The organism is Shewanella sp. SP1S2-4, from assembly GCF_031932075.1.
GTDB lineage: Bacteria > Pseudomonadota > Gammaproteobacteria > Enterobacterales > Shewanellaceae > Shewanella > Shewanella baltica.
This window is the reverse complement of sequence record NZ_JAUOET010000001.1, coordinates 486,682-504,586: the sequence shown is the minus strand read 5'-3', so window position 1 is coordinate 504,586 and position 17,905 is coordinate 486,682. Positions and strand designations below refer to the sequence as shown.

The 17,905-nt window shown below is 45.1% G+C and carries 14 protein-coding genes; 5 read left to right on the top strand and 9 right to left on the bottom strand.

Annotated elements, in window-relative coordinates; all coding sequences use genetic code 11:
• Positions 1 to 128: 128 nt before the first annotated feature.
• Positions 129 to 746 (top strand): hypothetical protein, encoded by a 618-nt coding sequence (locus Q4Q52_RS02200; RefSeq protein ID WP_272942047.1) that lies wholly within the window; start codon positions 129 to 131, stop codon positions 744 to 746.
• 268 nt (positions 747 to 1,014) lie between these two features.
• Here the strand turns inward: Q4Q52_RS02200 and Q4Q52_RS02195 are convergent, their stop codons facing one another.
• The 4 genes from Q4Q52_RS02195 to dauA all read right to left on the bottom strand — a co-directional run bounded on the left by Q4Q52_RS02195 (position 1,015) and on the right by dauA (position 6,059).
• Complete coding sequence (locus tag Q4Q52_RS02195; protein ID WP_063883441.1) at positions 1,015 to 2,268, bottom strand: diguanylate cyclase; 1,254 nt, start codon at positions 2,266 to 2,268, stop codon at positions 1,015 to 1,017.
• Positions 2,269 to 2,431: 163 nt separating this feature from the next.
• A complete protein-coding gene (gene purK / locus Q4Q52_RS02190) occupies positions 2,432 to 3,535 on the bottom strand; it encodes a 5-(carboxyamino)imidazole ribonucleotide synthase (RefSeq protein WP_011846065.1) in 1,104 nt (367 codons plus the stop codon).
• Positions 3,535 to 4,026: a 5-(carboxyamino)imidazole ribonucleotide mutase gene (gene purE / locus Q4Q52_RS02185; protein ID WP_006084961.1), complete on the bottom strand. Its 492-nt coding sequence runs from the start codon at positions 4,024 to 4,026 to the stop codon at positions 3,535 to 3,537. The genes purK and purE overlap by 1 nt, the downstream gene beginning before the upstream one ends.
• Before the next feature lie 269 nt (positions 4,027 to 4,295).
• Positions 4,296 to 6,059 (bottom strand): C4-dicarboxylic acid transporter DauA, encoded by a 1,764-nt coding sequence (gene dauA, locus Q4Q52_RS02180; protein ID WP_011846067.1) that lies wholly within the window; start codon positions 6,057 to 6,059, stop codon positions 4,296 to 4,298.
• A 231-nt stretch (positions 6,060 to 6,290) separates the two neighbouring features.
• Between dauA and Q4Q52_RS02175 the strand changes: the two genes are divergently transcribed.
• The 4 genes from Q4Q52_RS02175 (at position 6,291) to Q4Q52_RS02160 (ending at position 10,308) form a co-directional block, all read left to right on the top strand.
• A complete protein-coding gene (locus Q4Q52_RS02175; protein ID WP_311989727.1) occupies positions 6,291 to 8,174 on the top strand; it encodes a VWA domain-containing protein in 1,884 nt (627 codons plus the stop codon).
• A gap of 45 nt (positions 8,175 to 8,219) precedes the next feature.
• A complete protein-coding gene (locus Q4Q52_RS02170; RefSeq protein WP_311989726.1) occupies positions 8,220 to 8,825 on the top strand; it encodes a sigma-70 family RNA polymerase sigma factor in 606 nt (201 codons plus the stop codon).
• Positions 8,818 to 9,540, top strand: a complete 723-nt coding sequence (locus tag Q4Q52_RS02165; protein WP_311989725.1) for a hypothetical protein — start codon at positions 8,818 to 8,820, stop codon at positions 9,538 to 9,540. Before Q4Q52_RS02170 ends, Q4Q52_RS02165 begins: the two co-directional genes overlap by 8 nt.
• Before the next feature lie 231 nt (positions 9,541 to 9,771).
• Positions 9,772 to 10,308, top strand: coding sequence for a hemerythrin domain-containing protein (locus Q4Q52_RS02160; RefSeq protein WP_106649732.1), 537 nt, complete (start codon positions 9,772 to 9,774; stop codon positions 10,306 to 10,308).
• Between the two features lie 210 nt (positions 10,309 to 10,518).
• Here Q4Q52_RS02160 and Q4Q52_RS02155 read toward each other — a convergent pair whose 3' ends face one another.
• From Q4Q52_RS02155 to Q4Q52_RS02135, 5 genes are all read right to left on the bottom strand, one after another.
• Complete coding sequence (locus Q4Q52_RS02155; protein WP_006080618.1) at positions 10,519 to 10,704, bottom strand: DUF3545 family protein; 186 nt, start codon at positions 10,702 to 10,704, stop codon at positions 10,519 to 10,521.
• A gap of 216 nt (positions 10,705 to 10,920) precedes the next feature.
• Entirely contained in the window at positions 10,921 to 12,558 is a 1,638-nt protein-coding gene (gene pgi / locus Q4Q52_RS02150) for a glucose-6-phosphate isomerase (RefSeq protein WP_311989724.1), read from the bottom strand.
• 19 nt (positions 12,559 to 12,577) lie between these two features.
• Entirely contained in the window at positions 12,578 to 13,534 is a 957-nt protein-coding gene (gene tal / locus Q4Q52_RS02145) for a transaldolase (protein WP_106649734.1), read from the bottom strand.
• 250 nt (positions 13,535 to 13,784) lie between these two features.
• On the bottom strand, positions 13,785 to 14,888 hold the full coding sequence (locus Q4Q52_RS02140) for an OmpA family protein (RefSeq protein WP_311989723.1): 1,104 nt from the start codon (positions 14,886 to 14,888) through the stop codon (positions 13,785 to 13,787).
• A gap of 239 nt (positions 14,889 to 15,127) precedes the next feature.
• Complete coding sequence (locus Q4Q52_RS02135) at positions 15,128 to 17,494, bottom strand: phosphoketolase family protein (RefSeq protein WP_311989722.1); 2,367 nt, start codon at positions 17,492 to 17,494, stop codon at positions 15,128 to 15,130.
• Positions 17,495 to 17,905 lie beyond the last annotated feature (411 nt).

Genomic DNA, 17,905 nt, shown 5'->3' with positions numbered 1-17,905 from the left:
GATTTAAATCTTATTGATTTACCCCTTGCGCTTAGATCTTCTAAGCGCAAAAAAGGCTTTTTATGCTTGCCTCAGACTGAGTCTATGACATCATGGAGCCAGCTAACTCTCCAAAGAATATGATATTAATGAATAAACCCTCCGCTATCTTACTCTGCGCAAGTCTCGGCATCTTGTCTGGTTGCGCGACGTCTCCGCCTAAGTCTCCCGAAAATTTATGTGAGATATTTCAAGAACACCGAGATTGGTATGATGCCGCTAAAGACGCCCGTGACAAATGGGGCGTGCCAGTGCATGTGCCGTTGGCGATGATGTATCAAGAGAGTTCATTCAAGCACAATGCCGCGCCACCGATGGAATACTTTTTAGGTTTTATCCCTATTGGTCGTGCCAGCGATGCCTATGGCTATGCGCAGGCTAAGACCATGACGTGGGATGATTATGTGCGTGAGACGGGCAACAATTGGTCGAGCCGCAGTGATTTCGATGATGCTATGGATTTTATGGGCTGGTTTATCAGTAAAACCCATAAGATTAATGGCGTGTCTAAATGGGATGCGAGGGCCCAGTATCTTAATTATCACGAAGGCTGGGGCGGTTATCGCCGTGGCAGTTACAAGTCTAAGGCGTGGTTAGTGAAAGTGGCTAACAAGGTGGATGCGCGATCTAAACGTTACGCGGCGCAATATAAAACCTGCCAAAAAGATTTGGATTCATCTTGGCTGTGGCGCTTATTCTTTGGTTAGGGTTAGGGTTAGGGTTAGGGTTAGGGTTTGGCTAGAGCTTAGCTAGAGCTTAGTTTGATCCCATTGTCAGCCATTTGAATGAGAGTCTGTGGCTGATTTTAGGTGTTTAACTTAGATATTTAATTGAGAGAGTTAATCGAGATAATCAGTTGAGATAGTCAACTCAAATCTTCAACTCTGATATTCAAGCCTGATATTCAACTTCAATACTTACTGACTTTTGATATTGGCCTGTTCATAGCGGCTGTAGTACCTGAGTTCAACGAGCTTATTGTGCTTTTACCGCGAAAGTTTCTAATGCTTTAATGGCTTTCTTCTTCGCGCGCTTTTGCTCATACATGGCATGATCTGCAGTCTTAAAGGATTGATACCAATCAGTTTCAAACGGAGCAATCCCAAAACTAAAAGCGAGGCTAAGCTCAGAGCCTTGATTCAAGGTTTTGCGCATATTATCTAAGTCCTGCTCGATTTGGGTTAGCGGTCCATGGCATAAAGCGACAAACTCATCGCCACCAAAACGGGAAATAATGCCCTTATTTTGCCAATAGGTCAGTATGGCTGTGGCTGTGCGCTTAATGGCAACATCGCCTGTCTGGTGCCCATAGGCATCATTAATGGCCTTGAGATTATCCATATCAATAATAATCAAAAAGCTGCCAAGGTGAGGTTTGTGCTGCCAGTGGTGCAGTTCATCTTCAAAATTCTTTCGATTATAAAGTCCTGTGAGCGGATCGAAATTTGCGAGTTTAGTGATCTGCTGTGACTTCTGATAGAGCGCAATGGCATTACTGGCTTCGTGGGTCAGGATAGAGACAAGGTTGCGGTCGTAATCGCTAAAGGCACCAAGGCTACTGCTGTCGAGATTGAGCATGCCATAGAGCTTGCCATCGATACGGATAGGGCTAGACAGTGTTGAGCGTATCGGCTGCTTCGACACTGTGAGTAACACTCTTTGATCATCTTCCGTTAAAGTGCTGGCTGCATTGATATTTTTCATATCATTGATGACCACGACCTGATCGCATCTCCCCTTAGTGAGCCGATATTCAAAGGTTTGCTCTAAGGTAAAATCCAGTTGTCTGAGTTTTGCTAAATCTAGCCCCACCACAGATTCGAAATGCAGTTTGTTATTAGCCTCGTTGACTTTAATGATGCTGCCCATTTCGGCACCATTAATCACGTATACGGCTTTGTTGAGTAAGGCGTCGAGAAAGGCATGCTCATTTTTATAATGGCTTGAGAGGTGCGCGAGCTCGTAAATGGCATCATTGATGGTGACGACTTGCTCTAAATGCTCCCACAGTCGAGTTAAACGACCTTGATGCAAATAGTAAATCAGGCTGTAGGCAAAAATGTAAATGATGCAAACAAACAGTAATGGCAGGATAGTCCAACCTTCTGTGGGTGCATTAAAGATAAATAGCAGGACGAATAGACATATCGGCACGATGAGCAATAGCAGATGATAGCGATAATCTAAGCGATCTATGGTCTTACGTTTGAAATTATCCCTTAATTTCACTCGAGTATTCCTTTATCCGTGTCATTGCTAGCCACAATTGAATGCTATACATCACTAACGTATCCACACTGAGTTCTGTTAAGTATATAACGAAAATTGAAATATAAACTGATATGAAACTGCGAACAATTTCATATCAGCGATTTTGGTACTAAATACTGAATTAACGCGAATTTTCTGCGTATTCGGCCAATATCCAGGCTAAAGGAGCTTGGTATTGGATGGGCATCCATGTTTGCAGTGCGGCTATGCTCTGGTTGAGCACAGTTTGGTTGGGCACTGATAGGTTCAAATGGCCCACTTTACGACCAGGGCGCACTTCTTTGTTGTACCAGTACAACTCAGCATTAGGCAAACTTAACCAGCGTGGATCATTATCGATACCGATAAGATTGACCATAACACACTGAAAATTCACTTGTGGCTGTGGGATCGCAATTCCGCAAAGTGCACGCAAATGCAGCTGGAATTGATCCATATGGGTTCCGGCTTGAGTCCAATGGCCTGAGTTGTGCACTCGCGGTGCCAGTTCATTCACCAATAACTCATCGCCAACACGGAAGCACTCCATCGCCATCACGCCAACGTATTCAAGCTCATGCATAATGGCGCTGAGCATAGCTTCGGCTTGGGCTTGCAAAGGGCTTAAGCGTGCCAGTGGCGAAATCGACGCCATTAAAATGCCATCTTGATGTAAGTTCAGCGTCAGCGGATAAAACACGCATTCGCCTTCGCGAGTACGTACGCCAACTAATGATACTTCTTCATCAAAATTAATCGCTTGCTCAGCAATTGCAAGGTTACGCCAATCGTTTGGAATATCCTCCGCTTCGGCTTGTTTAAGCCAATGTTGACCTTTACCGTCATAACCACCGGTACGGCGTTTCATCAAGACTCTTGGGCCATAGTGCTGATACAGGGTATCGACTTGGGTGTTATCGTCAACTAATGTCCAAGGCGCTGTGGGAACACTGAGCTGGTCGAGTAGACTTTTTTGGCTAAAACGGTCGGCTAAACGGCTAAATACCGGACCATTAACAAAATGGGGGTGTGAGCTGAGTTGTAAGCTAAGGGCGGACTCTGGCCACTGTTCGCGCTCGGCGGTGATGATGTCGTGCGGCGCGAGTGGTAGGATGTCATCCGTAGGCGTCATGATATCAACGGCGTTAACTTCAATCGCTAATGGCTCGCCAGCGTGGGTCAACATAGCGCCCAGTTGACCATTACCTAATACCCAAACCTTAGGTTTAGTGTTTGTCTGGGTCATTAAACTTCCCTCGGATCTGGATTGTCCAGTACCGCACGGGTCTGTTCTTCTCTGAAAGCGTCAACACGAGCCGCTAATTCAGCATCGTTATTCGCAAGGATTTGGCAGGCCAATAATCCCGCATTGAATGCGCCCGCTGTGCCTATCGCTAAAGTGCCAACGGCGATGCCTTTTGGCATTTGAACGATAGACAATAAGCTATCCATACCTGACAGGGCTTTACTTTGGACTGGGACACCTAATACGGGTAAGCGAGTTTTAGAGGCAATCATACCGGGTAAGTGCGCTGCACCACCGGCGCCACCAATGATGATTTTAAAACCACGATCGGCGGCAGAGGCTGCAAACTCCATGAGTTTATCTGGCGTTCTATGGGCGGAAACCACTTCAACATGATAAGGCACTTGCAGTTTATCCATTATCTCAGCGGCGGCTTCCATCGTGGGCCAATCACTTTTAGAACCCATAACAACAGCAACAAGGGCTTGCATGATAACTCCTTAACTCACTAATTTTAATTATATTTTGACCTTGTTTCAGGTCTAGGTACAGTTGATGCTTGTCTAGCCGTCACCGGTAGCAAGCATCATGGCGCTGAATAATACCATGATCCTCGTCATTTCTGCCCGTTTTTGCGAGCGAAAAAACGTCTTTTGCTGTGATGAATGGCTTGAGTAATTGAGCCATAAAAAAGACCAATCCTGAGATTGGCCTTTGATTTAAGTCAGCAGCATTAAGCCGCTGAAATTGCGCTGCTGGTTTACTGCGTCTGCTTATCCGCAGTGATTTCTGTTTGCTGAGTGATAACTGGCGCTTCGGCCATGGCTTCTCGTAGGGTCGAGTAAAACTTCAATACGCCCTCAATCGGCTGGATCTTGGCTCTTGCTAGCGTTCGAATGGGCTGGAATTGTAGATCGGCAATAATGAGTTTAGTCTTATTTGCTTTACATTTTTCAATCAGTTTTGTTAGCGCGGCTAAGCCACCCGCATCCAGAATCGAGACCCCATCGAGATACAGCACTATCACTTGTTTATCTTCGGTGAGGCTGGCGATTTCGGAGAAAATCCGATCGGCAGCGGCGAAAAATAGCGGCCCGTTAATTTTGAGAACAGCCCAATCGGCGGGTAACTCTTGATCGACATAACGCTTGTTGGTGCTGATATCGTAAAGCCTTGTCATCTCGGCAATTTCCTTCATAAACAGCAAGGCAGCGAGAATGATCCCAACGCTGATGGCAATGACCATGTCGAATATAACCGTTAATGAAAAACAGCTAACAAAGACCATGATATCGCTGGTGGGCGCGGTTTTAACTAAATGCAGTGCTTTGTGGGCCTCACTCATGTTCCAAGCTACGACGAGTAGCAGGGCAGCCATGGCCGACATCGGCAAGTAGGCGAGCACGCCCGCTAAGGCGACTAAACCAAACAATACCACTATGGCGTGGATCATGGCCGCAATTGGACTCTGTGCGCCTGCTTTGACGTTCGCCGCGCTACGGGCGATTGCCGCCGTCGCCGGAATCCCGCCAAAAAACGGCGTGATGATATTACCTATGCCTTGTCCCAATAACTCACTGTTGGCACTGTGGCGCTTGCCTGTCATGCCATCGAGCACCACAGCACACAGTAGCGATTCAATCGCCCCTAACATGGCAATGGCAAAGGCGGCAGGTAACAAGGCTTGAAAGGTCGCTAAATTGAACTGAAAAGCTTGACCATTGGCGCCAGCTTGCAGCCATGGCCACTCGAAACTCGGCAATACCGCTGGGATCCCCATGCCTGTGGTGCCATCACTCAGTTGATAGTGAAAACGGGTTCCTATGGTTTCTATGTCTGCGCCCATGGCATTGAGCACCAAGGCGAGGATAGTGCCGAGTATAATTGCCGGAAGGTGCGCTGGCACAGGTGTTTTGAGTTTAGGCCAAAGCAGCATAGTCGCTAGGGTGGCGCTTGCAACCAATAAGCTAGGTAAATGGACCGAAGGTAGCGCTTGGGCTAATGCCATTAGCTTGGCTAGATATTGCTCCGGCATATGGGCAATTTCGAGCCCGAAAAAGTCCTTTAGCTGCAAGGTGGCAATCACTACGCCAATCCCTGCGGTAAAACCTAAGGTGACGGATTCGGGAATATACAGAATCAACCGGCCAAGGCGCAGCGTCGCCATGCCGACGAGTATCATTCCCGACATCACAGTCGCGATTAATAATCCTGCTAAACCAAACTGTTGGGCTATGGGGTAGAGCAATACCACAAATGCTGCTGTCGGGCCGGACACGCTGTAACGTGAGCCGCCAGACATGGCGATAATAAAGCCGCCGACAATGGCGGTATACAAGCCATATTGAGGCGCAACACCACTGGCTATGGCTAATGCCATCGCTAATGGAATTGCAATAATACCCACAGTGAGACCGGCAAGAAGATCTTGCCCAAAACGTTTAAACGAATACTTATCCTTCACGCAAGCTTCTGTGAGTGCGTGGGCGATCCTTAGGGAAAATAAATGAGCTGAGTGTGACACAAGAGGGTCCCATAGCGAGGCTAGCAACAAGCTTCTATTTTAGTGGCCAGATTGAATGTGCAGTGTGATCTTGCCAGCAAAAGCGATTGAAAATACTTTGTTTTGTATAAATAGTGTGCTTGAGGCGGTTTGATTCTCATTTAAGTATGTTTTGCAAAATATCGAGATGTTTTAACCCTTTTACTAATGCGGGCCGTTTACAGCTTTAGGTCAACATCAAAGGCATTCAACATGAAAACAAAATATTTCCCCAAAACCGTTCCAGTTTCCGATCCAACTTTCTACCTGCAACGGGGAAACGGTATCCCATCGGCGACCAATACGGCTGCTCTATTACTGGTCGCAGTGAGTTTAACGGCCTGTGGCGGTAAAGGCGCCGAGGTTGAACATCGACAAGCCAAGCAGCAAGCCGAGCAACGTCATCAAGAAGCGTCGCAGCGCCAACCTGAAATGCGTGATGCCGCTAAGGTTGAGATGGCGAGAGTTGCGGCGCCGATGCAAATGTCTAGCAATGGGGCAGTGATGGGAATGAGCATAGCGCCAATGCCGCGTGATTATGCCGCGATTCCGTTAGCGCAAAATAAATTCGAGCAGCAAGTGCAAAATGGCATCATGGTGGCAGGGGAGATCCCGGTATCGACGTTTTCCATCGATGTCGATACTGGCAGTTATGCCACCTTAAGACGGATGTTGAGGGAAGGGCGCTTACCCGAGAAAGGCACTGTCAGAGTTGAGGAAATGCTCAATTATTTTGCCTACGATTATCCCTTACCCGCTAAAAACGCGGCGCCGTTTAGTGTTACGACAGAGCTTGCGCCCTCACCCTACAACGATGACATGATGCTGCTGCGGATTGGCCTTAAAGGTTATGACTTACCTAAATCTCAGTTAGGCGCCAGCAACTTAGTCTTTTTGCTCGACGTGTCAGGCTCTATGGCGTCAGCGGATAAATTGCCTTTACTGCAAACGGCATTAAAGCTGCTAACAGCGCAATTAAGTGCGCAGGATAAAGTCTCTATTGTGGTTTATGCAGGGGCGGCTGGTGTAGTGCTCGATGGCGCGTCGGGGAACGACACTCAAACCTTGACCTATGCGCTAGAGCAATTAAGTGCCGGTGGTTCAACCAATGGTGGGCAAGGGATCACGCAAGCCTATCAATTGGCCAAAAAGCATTTTATCCCCAATGGCATTAATCGAGTCATCCTTGCGACCGATGGTGATTTCAATGTTGGCGTGACAGATTTTGATGATTTGATTGCCTTGATTGAAAAGGAAAAAGATCATGGCATTGGCCTGACAACCTTAGGGTTTGGCTTGGGCAATTATAACGATCAACTGATGGAGCAATTGGCGGACAAGGGCAATGGCAACTATGCCTATATTGATACGCTGAATGAAGCGCGAAAAGTGCTGGTGGACGAGTTGAGTTCGACCTTATTCACTATCGCCAAAGATGTGAAAGTGCAGGTGGAGTTTAATCCGGCCTTAGTCTCGGAATACCGTTTGATTGGCTATGAGAATCGCGCCTTAGCACGGGAAGATTTTAATAACGATAAGGTGGATGCGGGCGAGATTGGCGCGGGTCATACCGTTACAGCCTTGTATGAATTAAGGTACGTTGAAGCCGGGAATAGGATGAATGATAAACTCAGATATGGCGTTGATGCTCAAACGGGGAAAGAGAAATACAGCCGTGAAGAAATTGCCTTCCTTAAACTGAGATACAAGTTGCCGGCGCAAACGCAGAGCCAGTTACTGAGTTATCCCATCAGGTTAGATCAAAGCGTTAAACAGCTAGAACAAGCAAGTGATGATTTTAGATTTGCCGCCGCGGTTGCAGGGTTAGGGCAATTACTGAATGGCAGTCACTATCTACATCAATTTGATTATACTAAGTTAAGCTTACTCGCACGTTCAGCATTAGGGGATGATCCCTTTGGTTATCGCCATGAGTTTGTGCAGTTAATGGAAACCGCAGCGGCGATAGAGCAATCTAATCAGCTGCCAATTAAGAAAACATTCGATGGCTCGGATAAACCTTTTCCTCCACAAGATAAACTCCATGGCGAGCCAATGAGAGATAAGAGCAATCCGCGTAATGAGAGATTACAATAGTAAAAGTGAATACAGGGGGTTAACCCAAATGACGAGGAATTTCCCGTGGCATTAGCAATACCGCAATTACCAACCCATGAGCACTCAGATGAGCAATTGATGTTGTGCTATGCCAAGGGCGATTCAAAAGCATTTGAGCAGTTATACCTGAAGCACAAAGGCGCGCTTTATCGCTACTTTGTGCGCCAGTTAGGTGATAAGCAGTTAGCTGAGGATTTATATCAAGAAACATGGGGACGGGTGATCCGCGCAGCGGCTAATTACGAGGCCAGTGCTAAGTTTAATACTTGGCTATATCGTATCGCCCATAACTTATTGATTGATCATGTTCGGGCGGTAAAACCCGTCGATTTAGTCGCCACCGATGAGGATGAAACTGGACCCGATACTTTTGTGGCGAGTGAGCAAGATAAACCCGACGTGCAGTGGCAAGAAGCGCAAAAGAGTTTATTGCTAAAGACCTGTATCGCACTGTTGCCCCAAGTCCAGAAAGAGGCATTTATCCTGAACATTGAAATGGGTTTTACGGCTGCCATTATTAGCGACATTGCGGGCGTAACTTTAGAAGCGACTAAGAGCCGTATTCGCTACGCTTACCAAAGTCTAAAGGATTGCGTCAGCGCGAAATGGCAGGAGACGGGTCATGAGTAATTTATCTTCAAGTGCTGATGAGCGCGCATTACAACAAGAAGTGTTGGCTTGGTATCGTCAACAGGCCTTAGAAGTTCCACCGCAGCAACTCGACCAAGATATCTTGCACCTAGCGCAAACTCACTTAGCTGAAATGCCTCAAAGTAAAATAACCGCTGTTGAGTCTCCAACTTCTGTTTGGCGACGCCATCCTTGGGCGTTATCGAGTGCGGCATCTTTGGTGCTTGTTGTGGGTTTATTGGTCCTTAATCGGCCGAAAATCGAAGATGTTATGGCTCCAACTCCAATGGCGATGAGTGCTCCGGCGCCACAAGCCATGACAAGGATGGCCGATACGCAAGCGCTGCAATTTTCAAATATGCAAGCAGAAGCTGTAGCTAAGCATGAAATACAGACTCAAATGCAGCAAGCGAAGGCTGCAGCGGGTGCTGAGCGACAACATGATGCAAGCAGCCCTGCTATCGCTGCAAGGTCTATGAATGCTCCGAGCAATGCTGAATCTTCAGGCTCCGATAAAGTGCCACTTGGAGAGTCTTTGCATCTGTTAAACGCTCTCATCGAAGCGAAGGAGACTGAGCAAGCATTAATGCTTGAGCAACAATTGCTTAAGGATTATCCGCAACTCGCCGTTGAGACGGTAGATAAAGCGTTGCTAAGCGAACCACAGCTGGAATTTAAAAAGCTTCAACAGCAGCTGCATCAGCTTGCTAAGTAAGTTTGTTGTGGTTTTAGCAATAAAAGCGTACTGAGCAATCCTAATGTGGTGAGAAAACCACTAAATGCCCCTGAGATTGGGATAGACGTATGAGTGCGTGCGGTCTGTTTACAGTTTGGTATGTGATTTACTTGATCAACGTCATAAAGTGAACAGGATTTAGCCTGTTATATTGGTGTTAGTCCACGACTTGACTAGTATCAATAGTCAGAACTATATCCAGGAGGCATTATGCTTAAGAGACTCATGCATGATCATAAACATATGGCGGTATTGCTAAATGTTTTAAAAAACAAGCAGATGAAACTGTCCGAAGGTGAGTCAATCAATTTCATCGTGGTGCGGGATATCGTTGAATATATGCAAGGATATGCTGAGCGTTGCCATCATCCGGTTGAAGATATTATTTATGCCTACTATCTAGCGCATAAAGCCAATGACAATATCGATAAATTGAGTGCTGAACACGAGTTAGTGATCCAAGCCTCGGCGGCTTTGATGACGACGTTGAATTTGATCCTCAGTGATATTGTGGTTGCCCGTGAGAAACTGATTGTTGATTTTGCAGATTATGTCGCATTACAAGAGCGGCATATGCAAATGGAGGAGCGGGAAATATTCCCGTTATTGGCCAAAACCTTGACTGAACAAGATTGGCAACTGATTGAGTCTGAGTGTCAGAAATCCTTGATTGATGATCCTTTGTTCTTAGATCGCGAGCAGAAAGAATTTGAGGATTTGCGGGCTTATCTAACAACAGCTGACTAGCATTGATTCACTCATAGGGCCCACCTTGTGGGCTTGAACCTAGGATTCAATACTACAGAGCGATGTTTTTTTTGCGTTAGCTTCTGTTACTCGCGAATCGTTATTCCCTCTTATTTCCCACCAGATCCGATAGTACAAATAAAAAAGCGCCGAATGGCGCTTTTCTTGTTCATGTTTGAGGCTAATGGTTTAGCTCATCTCAACATGTGATTACAACTGGATGGCATCAATGTCGTAGTTAAAGTTATTATCGATTTCTTGGAGTTCTTTGAGCAAACGATGCTTATCTTTTAATGCTTCGATCTCACGCCATTTACGCTTTTTATTGGAGCCTCGCGAACGATCGGGTCTTTCAACGACTTCATCTAGCGCACAACCATAATCTAAACGATCCATGGTAACCTCCTGTTGTTGTATGTTTTGTCAGCGATTAAATAACATATTTTTAAAACAGGGTGCAAGAATTATGTTTCAATTGTGTTAAGTTGAAATGAACTTTGAGTGATATGTCGTTGATCTTTACTGTGGCTTGAGAGCGGCGAGGAATTGAAAAGTTGAATAGAAATAATAGGATAAAATAAAAAAGCCAGCGATTGCTGGCTTTTTGTTCGATTAGATTTTGCCTTGTCGATAAAGGTTAATCAATGCGTTACTTGAGGCATCTAAGGCATCACAATTTTGCGTCGCACCGATGCGTGCTAACACATCGTTACCCAGATCCTTACCGAGCTCTACACCCCATTGATCAAAGGAGTTGATGTCCCAAATTGCACCTTGAACAAAGGTTCTGTGCTCATACAGGGCAATTAAAGCACCTAAGGTGCTCGGCGTGAGCTTATCCATGAGTAAGGTGTTGCTTGGCTTGTTACCTGGCATCACTTTATGTTTTGCAATCAGCTGCTTTTCAGTCGCAGAAAATGCACTATTAGCGAGTTCGGCTAAGGCTTCATCAAAAGTGCGACCTTGCATTAAGGCTTGAGTCTGGCCAAAGCAGTTTGATGCTAGCTGATCATGGTGCTCTCCGATAGGATTATGACTTTGCAGTGGCATAATAAAATCGGCAGGGATCAGGGCAGTACCTTGGTGCAACAGCTGGTGATAGGCATGTTGGCCATTAGTGCCTTCGCCACCCCAAATTACTGGACCAGTACTGTAGTCAACATCTGTCCCGTTTAAGGTGACAGACTTACCATTACTTTCCATGTCGAGCTGTTGGAAGTAAGCCGGTAGACCACGTAGATAATGATCATATGTCAGTACAACATGGGACTGAGCATTGAAGAAATTACCGTACCATAGGGATAATAAGCCCATGATCACTGGCATGTTTTCTGTCAGTGGTGCATTGGCGAAGTGCTCATCCATTTGGTGGGCACCTGAGAGCAAGGCTCTGAAATTATCCATGCCAATCAAGAGTGCTATCGGTAAACCAATCGCTGACCAGAGTGAGTAACGACCGCCTACCCAATCCCACATAGGGAAAATGTTGTCTGCATCAATCCCAAAATCCGTCGCTTTAGCGACGTTTGAGGTTACTGCGACAAAGTGTTTTGCCACATCTGACTGCAAACCGCCTTTTGCTAAGAACCATTCTCTGGCAGTGAGGGTATTGGTTAAGGTTTCCTGTGTCCCGAAAGATTTGGACGACATGATGAATAAGGTCGTTTCAGGATCCAGTAACTTCAGCTTCTCACTGATAGAAGTACCGTCGACGTTTGCTACAAAGTGGCATGTTAACTCTGGATTCCAATATGGACGTAGCGCCTGAGAGACGATCTTTGGACCAAGGAAAGATCCACCAATACCGATACTGACAATATCGGTTATCGCTTTACCTGTGTAACCTTTCCATTGACCTGATGTCACTGAACTTACAAACCCTTGCATTTTATTCAGGGTTTGTTGAACTTCAGGAACTATGTCTTGACCCTCGGCAATAATCGATTGTTCCGCAGTGCTACGTAGCGCAGTGTGCAAAACGGCGCGCTTCTCTGTGGTGTTAATGGTCTCACCCGCAAACATTGCTTTGATTTTTGCTTCAAGTTGACTATTGCTTGCCAACGCAAATAACAGATCAAGCGTTTCCGTCGTTGCTCTGTTTTTAGAGTAATCCAGTAATAAACCACAGGCAGTTAGCGACATTTTATTGAAACGTGCCGCGTCAGTGGCAAACAATTCCCGCATATGCGGTACATTTTTACTGTGTGCTGATAAAGCTTGCCATGTTGAGCTTTGGGTCAAGTGTGTCATCTCGCCGTCTCCAGAGTGCTTAGTTTGCGAGCTTAGCCGTGAGCATCACTTCGAGTTTGCCCTGGTCGATAGCAAAGTTTCGAATGCCTTCTGCAAGCTTATCAACTGCCATAGGATCTTGGTTAAAGTCCCAACGGAATTGCGCTTCTGTTAATGGAGCTTCGGCTGCGACAGTGCTGGTTGCCGGAACCAGTTTAGGAGTAATGTCGACTTGCGAATTAGCCAGTTCTTCTAACAGAGAAGGGCCAATCGTGAGACGATCGCAGCCTGCTAGTTCGATGATTTCACCGATATTACGGAAACTTGCGCCCATAACGACAGTATTAAAACCATGCTGTTTGTAATAATTATAGATTTCGGTAACAGAAATGACTCCTGGGTCATTTACGGCATCGTAGTCTTTACCTGTATCTTTTTTGTACCAATCAAGGATGCGGCCTACAAAAGGCGAAATTAGATAAGCACCAGCCTCGGCGCAAGCACGTGCTTGGGCAAAGCTAAATAGCAGAGTTAAGTTGCAGTTGATGCCTTCTTTCTCTAGCTCTTTAGCGGCACAAATGCCTTCCCATGTTGAAGCAAGTTTGATCAGAATACGTGATTTATCAACGCCCGCTTCTTTGTAAAGGCGAACCAGCTTATGGGCTTTCGCAATTGATTGTTCTTTATCGAATGATAAACGGGCATCAACTTCAGTTGATATACGCCCAGGAACGAGTTTCAGTATTTCTACACCGATATTAACGGCGAGCTTGTCGCTGGCATCATCAAGTTGCTGCGCGAGATCGGCACTTTGTGATTTTGCCCAATCGATAGCGTTATCTATGAGGGATTCGTATTCAGGAATTTGAGCCGCTTTCAAGATGAGTGATGGATTGGTTGTCGCATCTTCAGGTTGGTAGCGTTTAATCGCTTCGATGTCGCCAGTGTCAGCGACGATAGTGGTATATAACTTGAGTTGCTCTAATGTATTGGCCATGAAAAACATCCTTCTCAGGTAGCAGTCTTAACTCGGAATTCACTGATGACTATTAGAAGCGATTTTGCCAACTTTTCCAACCTTGAATGTAAAAAAATTACAAAAATGACAATTTTATGTCTATTTAGGTTTGGCATGAGATACAGGCTCTCATCTTGGCTGTGGTAGAGGGTATCGCTTTTCCTAGTGTATACCCCATAAAAACAAAAAGTCGCTGCAAGCAGCGACTTTTTTACGTCAATAAGTAATATTACTTAAGAACAGGTTGTTTAGCTGTAGTTGTCACAACGGCTTCGATGCGACGGTTAGCAGCATGGGCTTCTTTCGAGTCACCAGCAACCAGTGGCTGAGTCACACCGTAACCGTTAGAAGTTACGCGGCTTTGGCTGATACCATATTTCTCAACAAGAATTTTGGCAACGGCGTCAGCACGTTTGTCAGATAGCACCATGTTGTACTCTGGTTTACCTACGTTTGAGGCATGGCCAGCGATTTCAACAGTGAACTCTGGGTTCTTGTTCAGGTAGTTAGCTAGTCTTTCGATATCTTTGTAGAAAACAGGCTTAACTACTGCTGAATCGTTAGCAAACTGGATTGAACCCACGTCTTCTTTATTTTTTACGTTTTCGTAAATGGTACAGCCAACAGAGTCAACTTTATGTGTTGCTGGTGTGGCTGGACATTGGTCTTTGTCGTCATAGACGCCATCGTTGTCTGAGTCAACAGCTGCTGCTGCGATAACCGCTGCTGCAACAGGTGCTGCAACTGCTGGAGAACCGAAGCGGTAGCTTAATTCTAAGCCCCAGTAGTTGCTATCAGCTTCAATAGTATTGAAATCAGTATCATCTAAGTTTTCATAACGACGGTATTTAGCTTGTAACTTCAAATTATCAGTGAAGTTGTAACCCACACCAGCACCAATGTATGGAGCAAAATCGTTTGAGCTGTATTTGTTAGTACCGTTCTGAGTATTCTCAAGTGAATAATACATAGCACCCGCTTCAGCTGATAAGCTCCAACGGTTAGCCAAAGGCCAAATACCTACTAAACCTAAAGTTCCACCTTTCACGCCAGCATCATTGCTGAAACCTGCTGCAGTCCAATCAGCATTACCCAAATCGCGGAAGCCGATTTCAGCGCCGAAGTAATCATTGAACATATAGCCTGCGAATACATCCCATGCATATGGGTCATCTTGACCATTCTGGGTCGCGATATGTTCATAGTTGTTAACGCCTAAACCTGCGCCAACATACCAAGGAGTGAGTTCTTGAGCCGCTGATACAGTGAAAGGTAATAGCGAGGCAAGCAGTACAAATTTTAATTTATGATTCATCATGTTCTCCAATTCCATTATTTATGATTCTCCACCAATATGTCTTGCTTTATGTGTGCAAAACATTGCTAGCACTTAATGTGGGGATCCTTTGGTATTGTAGCCAGCGGTTAATTATCACTTGGTTTGTTAAGTTTTACCAGTGTTAAGAGTTTCCTTTTTATAGTCGCTCGTGCTGTAAGCTGTTTTTTAAACATAAAAAAGGCACTCCGAGGAATGCCTTTAAAATGAACTGTTTTGTTAATTTTGTGTGAGAATTAACGTGTCCATATCCAATTCTCAATTTCTATTGGGTCGATGCCATTCGCTTTAATGTAGTTGCGGTGATCAACTAGTCTTTGTAGCATGTCTGTGGTGATTGAAACGTGCATAGTTTCATCAATAACGCCCTGTTGGAACAGTTTGTAAGCCATATCAATCACTAGGTGATAACGTGATGTGCCGTTACGAACGCCCATATCGAATGGAGTGGTTGTTGAACCTTCTTCTTCATAGCCTTTAATTCTGAAGCGACGGCTGCCTTTGTAATCAAATATTAACTTTTTAATCGTATTTGGGTAACCATGGTAGTTGAATACCACGCCTTTATCTTGGGTAAATATTTCGTCCATTAACCAAGGTTTTTCTTTAAATTTGCGGCTTCCTAAGCCATCACTGCTTAATTCTGTGACGCTAACGAAGCGAATTTTGACTCTTGGAAGGAGTTCTCTGATCAATACTAATGAAGCCATACACTCTTGAGTGACGTAATCACCACAACCTGCAAGTACGATATCTGGATTCTCATCAGAGGCAAAATCCCACACCATCACGCCATCTTTTGCTTGTTTACGCGCTTCTTCCAAGCTTAACCATTGTGGTAACTCTTTCTTACCCGCAACGAGAATATTGAGTTTGTCGCGGTCAGCATAAGCGCGTTCGGTATAAACTAAGGTGCTGTTAGCATCTGCTGGTAAATAAGCAGAGATAATTTTTGGATGCTTCTCTAGCATCGCCCCAAGGAAAGACGGGTTTTGATGCGAGTAGCCATTATGGTCTTGGCGTTCAAGCAGCGAAGATAATACGACGTTACATGCAGGCAGCGGCTTACGGAAATGCACACCTTGGCTTGCATAGACGTATTTACAGTATTGGTCGGCCATCGATGAGATCACTTGTGAGAATGATTCATAGGTTGGGAACATGCCGTGGCGGCCTGTTACGGTGTAGCCGTGCAACATACCAAAGAGCAAGTTTTCAGAAAGGAGCTCAATCACTCGTCCTTCGCGGGACATGTCTTCATCCCAGCTCTCAATTGGCCATTGCCATGCACGATCGGTTTCTTCAAATACGGCTTGTAACTGATTTGAATAGGTTTCATCAGGGCTAAAAATACGTAGATTACGTTGATCACGGTTCAACTTGAATGCATCACGCATCCATTCGCCCATTTTCAGCATTGAATAACCACGGTGACCACGTGGTACTTCTGGGCCATAGCTAAGCTTTTCGAGATCGGGATTCGCTAACGCTCTAACGACTTCCCCGCCGTAACTCAAATGTTGACGACCACAGGCAAGTTGCTTAGGTGGAATTAATGAGCAAATGTCTGCATCAAAAATAAGCTCACCTTTATCATTCATTTGGTAAAGTTCTTGGAAGTTGTAACTGGCAAGCCAATTGTTTAGTGCATCCAGATGGCCTTTATCTGTGGCACATTTATTGACGATCACTTGGTGTGATTCGCAGTTACCTTCGAGTTTCTTACCTTTATACTCACTGACACCGGTCCAACCTTTGGCGGTACGCATTAAAATCACTGGCCATTTAGGCTTAATCACATCTTCGCCACTACGGGCACGACGTTGGATATCATTGATCATGGCGTAAGCGGTATCCATGGCATTTGTCATTTGCACATAGATATCTTCTTCTAATTCGTTATCAACGATAATAGGGAAGTAGCCAAGACCACGGAATTCAAGATCCAGTTCTTCATGGCTCATGCGTCCCATGCGGGTTGGGCCTGAAATTTTATAGCCATTGATATGCACAATCGGTAATACTGCACCGCTAGTCGCAGGAGATACTAAGCGATTTGCATACCAAGATGCGGCTAATGGCCCCGTTTCTGCTTCACCGTCACCAATTAAGACGGTGGCGATCAGATCTGGATTATCGAGTACTGCACCCCAGCCTACAGAAAGTGAGTAGCCTAGTTCGCCACCTTCAAGAATTTGTCCTGGAGCTTCTGGGTTTGCATGAGAAGGGTAGCCGTAAGCTGCGGAAAACTTCTTACAAATATCTTCGATACCCGTTTCATTGTAGGGGATCGTTTCTGGATAGAAATGACTTAATGAACCTTCCATGAATAAGTTAGCTTGTACTGCAGGGAAACCGTGACCTGGACCAACTAAATAGATGAACGAGCGGTTATGTTTCACTATCAATCGGTTAATGTTGGCATAAACAAAGTTAATGCCGGGGCAGGTACCCCAGTGGCCAAGTAAACGTGGTTTGATATCAGTATGGGCAAGTGGACGTTTATGTAAAACGTTTTGTTTGAGATAAATCTGCGAGGTCGCAAGAAAGTTAGTCGCTCTGACATATTTTTTCAGAGCATTGATTTCATGTATTTGTGTCATATAAAGCCTCACTAAAACAAACAAGAGATGATTGAAGTTTCTATGCGGATACTATATTTGTAGTTTTATTACAAAAATGTGCCCTACATCCAAATTTTAAAAGTTGTTTTTGCTGTTAAAAGAAATGGGGCAACTTATCTATTTTGTTAATGTAGCTTTAACAGTGGCTTAGCTTATGTTGTGAGACGTGATGTTGATGGCGTTTAACTGTGCAAACGCGAGCTTGATCACATGAGCAATTTCGAATACTGTGCTATTTTGCTGCGTTGAATTCGGTAGCCGTGATGTTGTAAATTCACGGAAGGATAATTTGAAAAAATAAATCTACCGAAATTCTTACCTTTAACTTGGAAGGATTCATTCACCACAGATGTTGTACTTCTAATTGCCATTCAATTAGAGGAGCATTTG

Excerpts from the sequence above, each read along its gene's own strand:
- Q4Q52_RS02200 (WP_272942047.1), top strand. The coding sequence starts at position 129 with ATGAATAAACCCTCCGCTATCTTACTCTGCGCAAGTCTCGGCATCTTG.
- purK (WP_011846065.1), bottom strand. The coding sequence starts at position 3,535 with ATGACCCAGACAAACACTAAACCTAAGGTTTGGGTATTAGGTAATGGT.
- purE (WP_006084961.1), bottom strand. The coding sequence starts at position 4,026 with ATGCAAGCCCTTGTTGCTGTTGTTATGGGTTCTAAAAGTGATTGGCCC.
- Q4Q52_RS02175 (WP_311989727.1), top strand. The coding sequence starts at position 6,291 with ATGAAAACAAAATATTTCCCCAAAACCGTTCCAGTTTCCGATCCAACT.
- Q4Q52_RS02165 (WP_311989725.1), top strand. The coding sequence starts at position 8,818 with ATGAGTAATTTATCTTCAAGTGCTGATGAGCGCGCATTACAACAAGAA.
- Q4Q52_RS02160 (WP_106649732.1), top strand. The coding sequence starts at position 9,772 with ATGCTTAAGAGACTCATGCATGATCATAAACATATGGCGGTATTGCTA.
- Q4Q52_RS02155 (WP_006080618.1), bottom strand. The coding sequence starts at position 10,704 with ATGGATCGTTTAGATTATGGTTGTGCGCTAGATGAAGTCGTTGAAAGA.
- pgi (WP_311989724.1), bottom strand. The coding sequence starts at position 12,558 with ATGACACACTTGACCCAAAGCTCAACATGGCAAGCTTTATCAGCACAC.
- tal (WP_106649734.1), bottom strand. The coding sequence starts at position 13,534 with ATGGCCAATACATTAGAGCAACTCAAGTTATATACCACTATCGTCGCT.
- Q4Q52_RS02140 (WP_311989723.1), bottom strand. The coding sequence starts at position 14,888 with ATGGAATTGGAGAACATGATGAATCATAAATTAAAATTTGTACTGCTT.
- Q4Q52_RS02135 (WP_311989722.1), bottom strand. The coding sequence starts at position 17,494 with ATGACACAAATACATGAAATCAATGCTCTGAAAAAATATGTCAGAGCG.